This is a genomic window from Micromonospora sp. URMC 103 (assembly GCF_051386435.1).
Taxonomy (GTDB): domain Bacteria; phylum Actinomycetota; class Actinomycetes; order Mycobacteriales; family Micromonosporaceae; genus Micromonospora.
This window is the reverse complement of the sequence record NZ_JBPQTR010000004.1, coordinates 400,985-413,396: the sequence shown is the minus strand read 5'-3', so window position 1 is coordinate 413,396 and position 12,412 is coordinate 400,985. Positions and strand designations below refer to the sequence as shown.

Here is a 12,412-nt window from a genome sequence, read left to right as displayed (position 1 = left end):
GGGATGCTCGACGGGACGTTGGGGCTCGCGGCAAGGCGCCGGGGCGCGGGGCTCTGGGGCGCGGGGCGCCGCCGACGCGCGGGACGCCGCCGAGGCGCGGACGCTGGGGCGCTGGGGCGCAAGATCCGCGCAACTTCCCTGAAGTAGTGGCCTCACGGCCGCCCGAGGCCACTACATCCCTGAAGTTGTACGGATCTTGAAGAAGGCTCCGAGCGCCCGGGCGACGACCCCCACCCGCCAAACCCCGATCAACGGCGGGACGACCGCCGGGGCGTTGGGACGCCGGGGCGTTGGGGCGTTGTGACGCCGAGGCGCCGCCCCCGCCTGGGCGAGGCGCCGGGTGCCGGGGCACAAGATTCGTGCAACTTCCCTGAAGTAGTGGCCTCACGGCCGCCCGAGGCCACTACGTCCCTGAAGTTGCGCGGATCTTGGCGCGCGTTCCCAACACACCCGCCCTCACACACAGCAGGGCCCCGCCCGCGGACCCCGCCGGCCTGGAACGGGCGGGTGTAGCGGACGAGGCCAGCCGGGATCGACCAGGACTCTGGTCCGGACAGCGACAAGCGCCCGACACGGCCGAAGCCGTGCCGGGCGCCGACGAGACCGGTCAGGCCGGTGCGACCGCGCGGGAGCGGCGCATCGTGAGCACGTACTCGACCAGCGAGATGAGCACGTGCTTCGTCGACTCCCGGTTCCGGGCGTCGCAGGCCACCACGGGCACGTCGCTGGAGATCGCGAGCGCCTCGCGGACGTCCTGCGGGTCGTGGTACTGCATCCCGTCGAAGCAGTTGATGGCCACCAGGTACGGCAGCCGCCGGTGCTCGAAGAAGTCGATCGCCGCGAAGCAGTCGGCCAGCCGGCGGGTGTCCACCAGCACGACGGCGCCGATGGCACCGCGTACCAGCTCGTCCCACATGAACCAGAACCGCGTCTGACCGGGCGTACCGAACAGGTACAGGATCAGGTCACGATCGATCGTGATACGACCGAAGTCCATGGCCACGGTGGTCGTCGCCTTGCCCGGCACCTGCCGGGTGTCGTCGACGCCCACGCCGGCGGAGGTCATGATGGCCTCCGTGGTCAGCGGCGTGATCTCCGAGACCGAGCCGACCAGCGTCGTCTTGCCGACGCCGAACCCACCGGCGATAACGATCTTCGCCGACGTCACGCGCCCGCTCGGGTTCGGCGGGCGGTGCGACATGTCAGAGCCTGCGAAGTCCACTCAGCACCCTCTCCAGCAGTTCAGTGCCCACCGCGTCGTTCGAGTCGTCCAGGATGGTCGGCTCGTGGACCGCGACCAGGCCGTCCGTCGCCATGTCGGCGATGAGCACCCGGGCCACACCGAGCGGTAGCTGCATCCGCGCCGCGATCTCGGCGAGCGACTGCACGCGTCCGTCACACAGCGCGGCGATGTACTGGTGCTCGCGGCCCTGGCCACCGTTGCCGTTGGCAGTGGCCCGGCCGCGCACCGTCGTCTCGACGAGCGCCTCCAGCGCGATGTCCAGCCGGGGGCGGGTACGACCACGGGTGACGGCGTATGGACGGACCAACGCGCCGGTCGGTTCGTCACGATCGGCCATGTCGCCGCTCACCTCCTTCGTACCCGACACCGGCTCCGCACGATGGAGCCCGTCCTGTCGTTGCTGCCCCGCCGACCTCGGTCAGCAGGACGTCAGCCCAGCATTCCCGCGGCCGCGCGCGGCTGCGGGGTCAGCGCGTCGCCGACCCGGTCGACGAGCAGAGCCATCTCGTAACCGACCTGACCCACGTCGCAGCTGCGCGCCGCGAGGACCGCGAACGACGAGCCGTCCGAGATGGACATCAGGAACAGGAAGCCATTGTCCATCTCCACGACTGTCTGCAACACCGCGCCGCCCTCGAAGCAGCGGGCCGCGCCCTGGGTCAGGCTGACCAGGCCAGACGCGATCGCGGCCAACTGGTCGGCCCGGTCACGCGGGAGATCCCGTGACGCCGCGAGGAGCAGGCCGTCCGCCGAGACGGCGACCGCGTGCGCGACCCCGGGTACCCGGTCGGCGAAGTTGGCGAGCAGCCAACCGAGATCCTGCGTACTAGTCATCCTTCTTGCTCCTTCTGCCCGCTCCCGGCCACGGGGCCTGAGTCAGACTGCGAGGATTGCTGCCCTCCCGGAGTTGCCTCCGGGTTGGTCGGGTTGCTCTCCGCGGGGTTCGTACGCCCCCGCTGCACACCCCGGTGGTAGGCGGAGAGCAGACCGCGTACGCCCTCCGGAGTGCGCTTCTGGACGGACGTGGACGGCTTCTCCACCGCGCCGGGCACGAGCTGCGCCATCGGCGTGCGCTTCGGCAGCCCCGTCGGGGTGGTCGACCGTACCGGCACGTCGGTGGCTGCCGTGGCGGCCCGCCACCCGTCGTCGGCAGCGGTCTGCCAGCCGTTGGTCTTCTGCGAGGGCCGGCGGGTGGGCAGGCTCTCCGCGATCGTGGGACGGCGGGCGCCCCCGTTCGCGGTCGACCCGCTCTCCTGCGACGCCCCCGCGCCCGTCGGAGTGTCTGCCATCGGTGCGTTACCTGTCGTCCCGGGTGGTGTCTTCTGGACGGCGTGACCGGTGGCGTCGACCGCGGCGAACTGCTGCGTCGGGGCACCGTTCGTGGCCGCCGCGGGCTTCGCGGCGCCGGCCGTCTCCTCCGGCCCCGGCCGGCGGGTGCGGAACCAGGCCGACTCGAGCTCCCGGAAGATCGGCAGCTCCATCGTCTCGTCCGCGTACCGCTGCTGGTTCTGGCCCTGGGGAGCCTGCGCGGGCCGGGCCTGCGCCTGCTGTGCGGGCCGGACCTGCGCCTGCGGCGCGGGGGCCGCCGGTGCGGGCGTCGGCGCCGGTGCGGCGGCCGGCTGGGCCTCCGCGCCCGGCCGCGGCACGCGCGGCAGCTCGGTGGTCATGTCCAGGGCTGCGGCGAGACGCTCGGGCACCGGTGGGGTGGCCGTGTCGCGCTCCGCACCGGCCACCGGGGGCCAGGCCGGCGGGGCCGCGGCACTCGAGGCCGGGCGGGTCGGCAGCGGGCTCGCCGGCTGCGGCGGAGCTGGCTGTCCGGCCGCCGGAGGCGCCGGGTACGGCTGAGCGGCGGGCGACGCCGGGTACGGCTGGCCGGCCGGAGGCGCCGAGTAGGGCTGACCCGCGGGCGGCGCCGAGTACGGCTGACCGGCGGGCGGCGCCGAGTAGGGCTGGGCCGAGACGGGCGGCGCCGAGTACGGCTGGGCCGACACCGGCGGGCCGCCGTAGGGCGACGCGGAGGTGGGCTGGGCGTACGGCGACGCGGAGGTCGGCGGGCCGGCGTACGGAGACGCGGAGACCGGCGGACCCGAGAACGGCTGCGCGGAGACCGGCGAGCCGGACACCGGGCCGCCCGACACCGGGGGCAGCGGAGGAGCGGAGACCGGCGGCGGCGAGTACGGCGCCTCCGGGCTGCTCGGCAGCTGCCGCGGGATGGCGGGCGAGGAGCCGTTGGTCGGTTCACCGTCACCGGACCGCCGCTGGGGCAGCGGGTCGGCGGACTGGCCGTTGGTCGGGCGCGGCGTGAACGTGCCGCTGCCGTTGGCGCCGCTCGCACCCGTGAGGTCCGACCAGGCGGGCATGCTGCGCGCCGGGCCGGCCACCGCCGGGGCGCCGGAGCCGTTGCGCGACGGCTCGAAGGGGCGACCGCCGAGGGTCACCTGGTTGCCGGACTCGCTCTGCCGGGCGCCGAGCGCGGGCAGCGCGCCGAAGGCCGGGGCGGGGCCGGAGGAGGCGGGGCCACCCGCCGACGCGGGGAGCGCCGGGGGCTGCTGCGCCCGACCGGAGAGCGCCCGGGGCACCAGGACCGAGGTGGGCAGCGTGACGTCCGCGACCGTCCCGCGGTCGGCGCCGGGGCGCAGCTCGACCCGGACGCCGTGCCGGGACGCCAGGCGGGCGACCACGACCAGGCCCATCATTCGGGAGACCGCCACGTCCACCTGCGGCGGCGTGGCGAGACGCTCGTTGAGCTCGTGCAGCTGGTCGGCGCTGATGCCGATGCCGCGGTCCTCGACGTAGAGCGAGGCACGGTCACCGACCCGGCGTGCCTCGACCATCACCTGCGAGTCGGGCGGCGAGAACGCGGTGGCGTTGTCGAACAGCTCGGCGACGAGGTGCACGAGGTCGTTCACCGCGTGCGCGGCGATCTCGATGTCCCGGTCGATGACGCCGAACTCGATACGGGTGTAGTGCTCGACCTCGGACTGGGCGGCGCGCAGCACGTCGATCAGGGCGGCCGGCTCCCGCTGGACGCGGGTCGAGTCGGCGCCGGCGAGCACCAGCAGGTTCTCGTCGTTGCGCCGCATCCGGGTGGCCAGGTGGTCGAGCTGGAACAGCTCGGCGAGCCGGTCCGGGTCCTCCTCGCCGCGCTCCAGCCGGTCGAGGTGACCGATGAGCCGGTCGACCAGGATCTGGGACCGGCGGGCGAGGTTGACGAACATCGTGGCGACGGACGCGCGCAGCGCGGCCTGCTCGGCGGCGGTGCGGACGGCCTCCAGGTGGACCGCGTTGAACGCCTCGGTCACCTGGCCGAACTCGTCCTTGCTGCGCACCGGCAGCGGCTCGGCGATCTGGTTGGCCAGTTGGGCCGGGGAGAGCTGGCCCGTGACCTGCGGGTCGCGCAGCCGGGCCACGGCCTGCGGCAGGCCGTACTGTGCCACGGAGAGGGCGCCCTGGCGCAGCTCGCGCAGCGAACGGGCCATCGAGCGGGCGACCAGGTAGGCGAAGAGGATGGCCAGCAGCAGCATGCTGAGCAGCAGGCCGGTCTCGAGGAACACCTGACGCTGCACGTCGGAGCGGATGCTGTCGGCCTGCCGGACCACGTCGCCGTCGAGCTTCGTCTCGACCGCCCGGATCAGCTTCGCGTTGGCGACCATGGCCGCGTCCCACTGGTCGGGCCCGAACGGGGCGCCGGCCATGCTGCCGCTGGTGTTGCCGTTGATCCAGCCGATGTAGCGCTCGGCCTCGCGCCGGTCGCCGCCGGCCACCGTCTGGTCGTGGAAGCGCGTCTCTTCCTCGTTGGCGACGGCCTTGAAGTTCTGCACGGCCTGGTCCTGGCCGGTGCCGCTGGCGATGTACTCGGTGCGCAGGACCGGCGTCAGCTGCTTCTGCGCGAGCGCGCGGTGCACCACCACACGGCGCAGGGAGAGGAACTCCTTCTCCCGCGCCACCGCGGCGGCGGCCCGCATCCGGTCGCTCAGGTCGTTGTCACCGGCGAGCTGGGTGGCCGAGTCGCGGATGGCGAGCAGGTCGGTGATGAGCCCCTCGTACGCCTGGGTGGCGTCGGTCGGCCGGAGCTTGCCGTTGTAGACCTGGCTGCGAATGCCGGGCAGGTCGGTCAGGCTCTGGTCGATCTCGTCGAGCAGGCCCTCCATGCTGGTGGGGACGTCCTCGAGCGTGGCCCGCTGCCCCAGGTAGGGCGCCTTGGACTGGTCCACCCGGGTGTTGACCCGGCTGTACGCCTCCTGGTATTGCGCCCGCGCCTGGCCCGGGGGCGACACCAGCAGGAGGACGGCTGTGGTGCGCTCGTCCTGCAGGGTGTCGATCAGGTCACCCGAGTAGCCCGACAGGTTGGCCAGGTCACCCGCCCGGTTGGCATTGTTGAGCGTCTCCAGGTGGTCGATCAGACCGTTGGTGCCCACCACGACTGTGGCGATGGTCGGCACGATCATGATGAGACCGAGCTTGGACCAGATCGGCATGTCCCGGAGCCGGCTGGCCGGCTGGCGCAGCCGCGACAGGAAGGAGCCCGCCGTCTTTGGCCGTTTGCTCACGTCACCGCCCTCGCGATTACAGCTTCCGCGCGTTGCCCGGGCAACGCCCAGCGACCGACCCGGCGGGTCGGACCCCCGAGATTCCATCACGCCGCCCGGCAAGAGGAAAGCCCAGGTTAGTCGCCGCCGATGGTGTGATGAGATGTTGATGCGATTTGATAGCAGTCCGTCTGGCCGGAGTCACTGAAGGTAATGGAACACCCGCACCGTGTCGTCCTGTTGGCCGGTCCCTCCGGCTCCGGAAAGTCGTATATAGCGCAGCAAACCGGTCTGCCGGTGCTGTGTCTGGACGACTTCTACAAGGACGGTGATGACCCTACGTTGCCCCGCCAAAACGGCCAGGTCGACTGGGAGTCGCCCCTGTCCTGGGATGCCGAGGCGGCCGTGGAGACGATTTCCCGGCTCGCCCGTGAGGGTCGGGCCGATGTGCCGGTTTATGCGATAGGCGCGGACCGTCGGGTAGCCACCCGGACATTCGACATAGCCGGATCGCCACTTTTTGTGGCCGAAGGGATTTTCGCCGCCGACATAGTCGCGGAGTGCCGCCGGCGCGGGCTGCTCGCCGGGGCGTACGCGCTGCGCCGGCCCCGCGGGGCGACCTTCCTCCGCCGGCTCGCCCGCGACCTGGGCGAGCAGCGCAAGGCGCCCCGGGTGCTCATCCGGCGGGGCGTGGCGCTGCTGCGCGCCGAGCCGGCCGTGCTGCGCCGGCAGACCGGGCTCGGCGCCGAGGCGGCACGGGGCCGGGAGGTGCTGCACCGGGTGGCCGGGCTGCTCGCCGGCCACCCGCACCGGTCGTGATCGACGCCGCGACCGGGCCGGTCGATCAGTCCCCCAGCAGCACCGCGTACGCCGGCTTGATCACCTCGTCGATGATCCGCAACCGCTCGTCGAACGGGATGAAGGCGCTCTTCATGGCGTTGATGGTGAGCCACCGCAGCTCGGCCCAGCCGTAGCCGAACGCGTCCACCAGCAGCGCCATCTCCCGCGACATCGACGTGCCGCTCATCAGCCGGTTGTCGGTGTTGACCGTCACCCGGAAGCGCAGGTCACGCAGGAGCCCGATCGGGTGGTCGGTGATCGACGCGGCCGCGCCGGTCTGCACGTTCGATGACGGGCACAGCTCCAGGGGGATCCGCTTGTCCCGCACGTACGCGGCCAGCCGGCCGAGCACCGGCTCCGGCCCCTCGATGCTGATGTCGTCGACGATCCGCACACCGTGGCCCAGCCGGTCCGCGCCGCACCACTGGATGGCCTGCCAGATCGACGGCAGCCCGAACGCCTCGCCGGCGTGGATGGTGAAGTGGAAGTTCTCCCGCTGGAGGTACTCGAAGGCGTCCAGGTGCCGGGTGGGCGGGAAGCCCGCCTCGGCGCCCGCGATGTCGAACCCGACCACGCCGGTGTCCCGGTGCCGCACGGCCAGCTCGGCGATCTCCTGCGAGCGCGCCGCGTGCCGCATCGCGGTGAGCAGCGTGCCCACCCGGATGGGAGTGCCGGCCGCCGCCGCCAGCGCGCTGCCCTCGGCGAAGCCGGCCAGCACCGCCTCGACCACCTCGTCCAGGGTGAGGTCCCGCTCCAGGTGCTGCTCCGGCGCGAAGCGCACCTCGGCGTAGACGACCCCGTCGGCGGCCAGGTCGAGCGCGCACTCCGCGGCCACCCGACGCAGCGCGGACGCGGTCTGCATGACGGCCACCGTGTGCGCGAACGTCTCCAGGTAGCGCTCGAGGGAACCGGAGTCGGCCGCCGCCACGAACCAGCGCCCCAGCGCCTCGGGATCCGTGGTGGGCAGCTCGTGGCCCACCTCGGCGGCCAGCTCGACGATCGTCGCCGGCCGCAGGCCGCCGTCGAGGTGATCGTGCAGCAGCGCCTTCGGAACCTTGACGATGTCCTCGTACCGGATGTTCGCGACCATGCTCAGACCCTAGTCAGGCGCCGACGGGACCGCGCCGGGACCGGCCGTGGACCCGGCGCCGCGTCACAGGTGGTGCCAGCCCCACCATGAGGTGTCGTGCCGGCACCATCGAACGGACGACCCGGCCCGCCTAGCGTCGGAGGTGTCGGGCGGCGGGCGGAGGCGGCGATGGGGACCACGGCGGCAACGGGGGTGGGCGGGTCGGCGAAGAAGCGTTCCGTGGCGGACCCGCTGCGTGCCGGCGGGGACGTGGAACCGGTGAGCGTCGCGCGTCAGGCGATACTCGACCTGCGCCACCTTGTGGGCGGCCTGCCCCTCGCGCTGGCCGGCACGCTCCTCGCCGTGGCGACCCTGACCGCCGCCGCGCTGTGCGTGGTCGGCATCGGGCTGCCGCTGCTCGACCGGGCGGTGACCCGCACACGCGCGGTGCTCGACCGGCAACGGGCGCGGGTCGGGGGCGAGCCGGTGCCGTCGCCGTACCGGCCGGCGGCCGGCCCGTTCACGGCCCGGCTGCCAGTGCTGCTCGCCGATCCGGCCTCCTACCGCGACCTGGCCTTCCCGCTCGTCCATCTCCCGCTCGGCCTGGTGGCGGCGGCGCTGCCGGCGGCGCTCTGGCTGGGCGCGGCGCTGGGGCTGGCGCTGCCGGTGCTGCACGAGGTCCGGCCCGGCCTGGTGGACGCCCGGTTCGCCCTCCCGGTCGGCTCTCCCCACGCCTGGCTCGCCGGGGTGCTCGCGGCGGTCGGCGCGTACTGGCTGCCGCGCGGGCTGATCGACCTGGAGGCCCGGCTGACCCGGACGCTGCTCGGGCCGACCGCCGGCGCCGCGCGCACCGAGCGGTTGCCAGAGCCGACCGGCATCCGGGCCCGGACGGTCGGCACGCCGGCCGGTGGGCCTACCGTGGTGGCCGTGGAGCTGCCCACATCGACCCGATCCGCGCGAAGCGCGACCCGCACGGGTGCGACGACGACCACCGCCGCGGCCGTGCGGTGCTGACCGACCAGGACACCTGACCATGCACGCCCGCATCCTCGACCGGCTGCGCTGCCCCGTCTGCGGCGAGCCGCTGGCCGAGGCGAGCGCCGGCACCGCCCGTGCGTTGCGCTGCCCGCGCCGGCACAGCTTCGACGTCGCCCGGCAGGGCTACGTGAACCTGCTCGCCGGCCGCGCGCCGCACGCCGGGGACAGCCCCGAGATGGTGGCGGCCCGCGCCGACTTCCTGGCCGCCGGCCACTACGACCTGATCTCGGCGGCGCTCGCCGACGCGGCGGTGGCCGTGATCGGGCCGGCCGTCGGGGCGTACCCCCTCGTGGTCGACGCCGGGGCCGGCACGGGCCGGCACCTCGCGGCGGTGCTGGCGGCGCTGCCGGACGCCGTGGGCCTGGCGCTGGACGTGTCCAAGCCGGCGCTGCGCCGGGCGGCCCGGGCGCACCCGCGGGCCGCCGCGGCGCTGGCCGACACGTGGCAGCGGCTGCCGCTCGCCGACGGCGCCGTGGCGCTGCTGCTGAACGTGTTCGCGCCGCGCAACGGCGCCGAGTTCCGTCGCGTGCTGGACCCGGCGGGGGCGCTGCTCGTGGTGACGCCCGACGACGACCACCTCGCCGAGCTGGTGGGCCCGCTCGGGCTGCTCCGGGTCGACCCGGCCAAGGAGGACCGGGTGGCCGGCAGCCTGGGCGGGCACTTCACCCGGGAGAGCACGTCGGTGCACCGCCGCGAGCTGGCGCTGACCGGGCCGGAGGTCGCCACGCTGGTGGGCATGGGGCCGAGCGCCTGGCACACGGACCCGGCGGGGCTGGCCGCCCGGATCGCGGGGCTCCCCGAGCCGGTGCGGGTCACCGTGGCCGTGCGGCTGGCCGTGTGGCGTCCCGTGCCGCGCTGACCGCGCGGCTCAGGTGGAGAGGTCGACCTCTTCCCAGCCGGGGGGCTCGTCGTGGTACGGGCCACGCAGCACCACGGCCCACTCCAGCGCCCACCGCCGCTGGCCGATCGCGTTCGCGTCGACGAGGCCGGGCGGGATCCGGCCGTGCCGTTCCAGCTCCAGGTACGCCCAGTCGAGGCAGTAGTGCAGGTCGAGCAGGGCGGCCGCGTCGGCCGGGTGCTGCGGCGCGGCGAGGATCCGCGACTGCCACTGCGCGAAGGTCTCCCCGTCGGCGATGTGCGGCATCCGCTCGACGAGCCGCTCGTCGACGGGCAGCGTCGGGTCGAGCTGTTTGGTGAGGCCGAGCACCCAGGCCAGCGAGAAGAGCGCGTCGTGGTGCAGCACGAAGGACCGGTGGTCGCCCTTGCTGCCGGTCACGAACTGCCACTCCGGCGGGGTGACCATCTCCACGAGGTGCGAGGCGAGCAGCCAGCTCATGGCGGCCTGCGGCGGCATCCCGAAGCAGCGGGCCAGGATCAGGTGGAGCACGGCGATCCGTGCCTCGATCTCCGCCGTGGGGCGGAGCTCGATCTGGTCACCCGGCTCCCAGACCAGCGGGAACTGCGGCGGCGGCAACGGCAGGCCGAGCCGGCTCAGTTCGTCCAGGCTCGCCTCGCGCACCTCACGCGGGTCGGGGGCAGGTACGGTCACGGCGTTTCCCTTGCTCGCGGCGGCTCGACGCCGGTGGTCCCCCCTGGCCAGGCAGGATAGCGCCCCTGCGTGACCGGCACCACGCCGCCCCGCCCGCTGTGTCAGCCGATCCGCTCCAGCACCAGCGGTGTGGCGGCCGGCGGGGTCGCGGAGATCCGTACCGCGCGGGCGGCCTCGGCCAGCGCCGCGGGAATCCGGGCGGCCTCCTCGGCCCGCAGCTCGTAGAGGGGCTCCCCGGCGACCACGGCGTCACCGGGCCGCTTGTGCAGGAGCACACCGGCCGGGACGCTGACCGGGTCCTCCTTGCGCGCACGGCCCGCGCCGAGCCGCCAGGCGGCCACACCCATGGCGTACGCGTCGACCGACTCGACGTAGCCGTCGGCCACGGCCCGGACCACCTCGACCTCCGGGGCGCTCGGCATCGGCGCGTCCGGGTCGCCGCCCTGGGCGCGGATCATCGCGCGCCAGGCGTCCATGGCGCGGCCGTCGCGCAGGGCCTTCAGCGGGTCGGCGTCCGGCAGCCCGGCCGCGTCCAGCATCTCCCGGGCCAGGGCCAGCGTCAGCTCCACCACGTCGGCCGGGCCGCCGCCGGCGAGGACCTCCACCGACTCGGTCACCTCGACGCCGTTGCCGATGGCGCGGCCGAGCGGCGTGGACATGTCGGTGAGCAGCGCGACGGTCCGTACGCCGTGCGCACCGCCCAGCTCGACCATCGTGCGGGCCAGCTCGCGGGCGTGCTCGACGGACTTCATGAACGCGCCCGAGCCGACCTTCACGTCGAGCACCAGCGCGCCCGTACCCTCGGCGATCTTCTTGCTCATGATCGAGCTGGCGATCAGCGGGATGGCCTCGACGGTGCCCGTCACGTCGCGCAGCGCGTAGAGCTTCCGGTCGGCCGGGGCGAGCCCGGCGCCGGCCGCGCAGATGACCGCGCCCACGTCGCGCAGCTGGCTGATGAACTCGTCGTTGCCGAGCGTCGCCCGCCAGCCGGGGATCGACTCGAGCTTGTCCAGCGTGCCGCCGGTGTGCCCGAGGCCCCGGCCGCTGAGCTGCGGCACGGCGGCCCCGCACGCGGCCACGAGCGGCGTGAGCGGCAGAGTGATCTTGTCACCGACGCCGCCCGTCGAGTGCTTGTCGACGGTCGGCCGGTCCACGGCCGACAGGTCCAGCCGCTCGCCGCTGGCGATCATCGCGGCGGTCCACCGGGCGATCTCCGGGCCGGTCATGCCGCGCAGCAGGATCGCCATGGCCAGCGCCGACATCTGCTCGTCGGCGACCACGCCCCGGGTGTACGCGTCGACCACCCAGTCGATCTGGGCGTCCGACAGCACACCCCCGTCCCGCTTCGTCCGGATGACGTCAACGGCGGTAAAAGCACTCACCAGAAATTCCTCACAGTCCTCACCGACAGCGACCGGCGGACGGGCTCAGCCACCCCAGCGAGTGGGGATCTCCAGCGGCGGCTCGCCCTCGCCGGCCCAGAAGATGGTGCCGGTCTCGTCGACGACCACCACACGGGGTGTACGTGCCAGCCCCCAGGTGATCGCCTCCGCCGTGTCGTCCCAGCTCGGCCCCTCCTCGAGGACACCGGTCTCGGCGTCCGCGTCGTCGCCGGCCGACCGCTCCCAGTACGCCGTCCAGACCTGCTGGCCGGCGGAGAGGTCCGGGTGCACGAAGACCGTGCCGCGCCCCCGCCAGGCGGCCAGCCGTTCCGGCACCACCGGCAGCGGGGTCTCACCGGTGACCGCCTCCAGGTCCTCCACCCCGAAGGCGTGCGGCAGCAGCTCGGCCATCCGCAGCGGGCGCTCCCTGGCCTCGATGAGGCACTCCGGCCCGCCGTTCTCCCAGAGCAGCTGCCGGCACCGGCCGCACGGCATGAGGGGCTCGCCGGTCGCGTCGACGCAGGACAGGGCGACGATCCGGCCGCCGCCGGTGGCGTGCAGCGACGACACCACCCCGCACTCGGCGCAGAGCACCACGCCGTACGCGGCGTTCTCCACGTTGCAGCCGACCACCACCCGGCCGTCGTCGACCAGGGCGGCCGCCCCGACCGGGAACTTCGAGTACGGCACGTACGCGTGGCGCATGACCTCGGTGGCGGCGGCGCGCAGCCTCGCCCAGTCGATCTCCATGTGGTGCTCCCC

General features: G+C 73.9%; 11 protein-coding genes. 3 read left to right on the top strand and 8 right to left on the bottom strand.

Features of this window, described 5'->3' with window-relative positions; genetic code table 11:
- Positions 1 to 607 precede the first annotated feature (607 nt).
- The 4 genes from ACSNOA_RS05505 to ACSNOA_RS05490 all read right to left on the bottom strand — a co-directional run bounded on the left by ACSNOA_RS05505 (position 608) and on the right by ACSNOA_RS05490 (position 5,793).
- Positions 608 to 1,201, bottom strand: coding sequence for a GTP-binding protein (locus ACSNOA_RS05505; protein WP_436658324.1), 594 nt, complete (start codon positions 1,199 to 1,201; stop codon positions 608 to 610).
- A 1-nt stretch (position 1,202) separates the two neighbouring features.
- Positions 1,203 to 1,580, bottom strand: a complete 378-nt coding sequence (locus ACSNOA_RS05500) for a DUF742 domain-containing protein (protein WP_436656838.1) — start codon at positions 1,578 to 1,580, stop codon at positions 1,203 to 1,205.
- Between the two features lie 92 nt (positions 1,581 to 1,672).
- Positions 1,673 to 2,077, bottom strand: a complete 405-nt coding sequence (locus ACSNOA_RS05495; protein ID WP_120778597.1) for a roadblock/LC7 domain-containing protein — start codon at positions 2,075 to 2,077, stop codon at positions 1,673 to 1,675.
- Entirely contained in the window at positions 2,074 to 5,793 is a 3,720-nt protein-coding gene (locus tag ACSNOA_RS05490; protein ID WP_436656837.1) for a nitrate- and nitrite sensing domain-containing protein, read from the bottom strand. Before ACSNOA_RS05490 ends, ACSNOA_RS05495 begins: the two co-directional genes overlap by 4 nt.
- Before the next feature lie 501 nt (positions 5,794 to 6,294).
- On the opposite strand from ACSNOA_RS05490, the gene ACSNOA_RS05485 reads away from it, so the two are divergent.
- Positions 6,295 to 6,591 (top strand): hypothetical protein, encoded by a 297-nt coding sequence (locus ACSNOA_RS05485; protein WP_436656836.1) that lies wholly within the window; start codon positions 6,295 to 6,297, stop codon positions 6,589 to 6,591.
- Positions 6,592 to 6,616: 25 nt separating this feature from the next.
- On the opposite strand, the gene ACSNOA_RS05480 is transcribed toward ACSNOA_RS05485, so the two are convergent.
- Entirely contained in the window at positions 6,617 to 7,702 is a 1,086-nt protein-coding gene (locus ACSNOA_RS05480; RefSeq protein ID WP_436656835.1) for an adenosine deaminase, read from the bottom strand.
- 168 nt (positions 7,703 to 7,870) lie between these two features.
- On the opposite strand from ACSNOA_RS05480, the gene ACSNOA_RS05475 reads away from it, so the two are divergent.
- Entirely contained in the window at positions 7,871 to 8,695 is an 825-nt protein-coding gene (locus tag ACSNOA_RS05475; RefSeq protein WP_436656834.1) for a sensor domain-containing protein, read from the top strand.
- 19 nt (positions 8,696 to 8,714) lie between these two features.
- Positions 8,715 to 9,578 (top strand): putative RNA methyltransferase, encoded by an 864-nt coding sequence (locus ACSNOA_RS05470; RefSeq protein ID WP_436656833.1) that lies wholly within the window; start codon positions 8,715 to 8,717, stop codon positions 9,576 to 9,578.
- A gap of 9 nt (positions 9,579 to 9,587) precedes the next feature.
- Here the strand turns inward: ACSNOA_RS05470 and ACSNOA_RS05465 are convergent, their stop codons facing one another.
- The 3 genes from ACSNOA_RS05465 to ACSNOA_RS05455 form a co-directional block, all read right to left on the bottom strand.
- Complete coding sequence (locus tag ACSNOA_RS05465) at positions 9,588 to 10,268, bottom strand: DUF4272 domain-containing protein (protein WP_436656832.1); 681 nt, start codon at positions 10,266 to 10,268, stop codon at positions 9,588 to 9,590.
- A gap of 101 nt (positions 10,269 to 10,369) precedes the next feature.
- On the bottom strand, positions 10,370 to 11,650 hold the full coding sequence (locus ACSNOA_RS05460; protein WP_436656831.1) for a thymidine phosphorylase: 1,281 nt from the start codon (positions 11,648 to 11,650) through the stop codon (positions 10,370 to 10,372).
- 45 nt (positions 11,651 to 11,695) lie between these two features.
- Positions 11,696 to 12,400: a cytidine deaminase gene (locus ACSNOA_RS05455; RefSeq protein WP_436656830.1), complete on the bottom strand. Its 705-nt coding sequence runs from the start codon at positions 12,398 to 12,400 to the stop codon at positions 11,696 to 11,698.
- Between the last annotated feature and the right edge of the window lie 12 nt (positions 12,401 to 12,412).

Coding starts and splice junctions, on each gene's coding strand:
- ACSNOA_RS05505 (WP_436658324.1), bottom strand. CDS start 1,201: ATGTCGCACCGCCCGCCGAACCCGAGCGGGCGCGTGACGTCGGCGAAG.
- ACSNOA_RS05500 (WP_436656838.1), bottom strand. CDS start 1,580: ATGGCCGATCGTGACGAACCGACCGGCGCGTTGGTCCGTCCATACGCC.
- ACSNOA_RS05495 (WP_120778597.1), bottom strand. CDS start 2,077: ATGACTAGTACGCAGGATCTCGGTTGGCTGCTCGCCAACTTCGCCGAC.
- ACSNOA_RS05480 (WP_436656835.1), bottom strand. CDS start 7,702: ATGGTCGCGAACATCCGGTACGAGGACATCGTCAAGGTTCCGAAGGCG.
- ACSNOA_RS05475 (WP_436656834.1), top strand. CDS start 7,871: ATGGGGACCACGGCGGCAACGGGGGTGGGCGGGTCGGCGAAGAAGCGT.
- ACSNOA_RS05470 (WP_436656833.1), top strand. CDS start 8,715: ATGCACGCCCGCATCCTCGACCGGCTGCGCTGCCCCGTCTGCGGCGAG.
- ACSNOA_RS05455 (WP_436656830.1), bottom strand. CDS start 12,400: ATGGAGATCGACTGGGCGAGGCTGCGCGCCGCCGCCACCGAGGTCATG.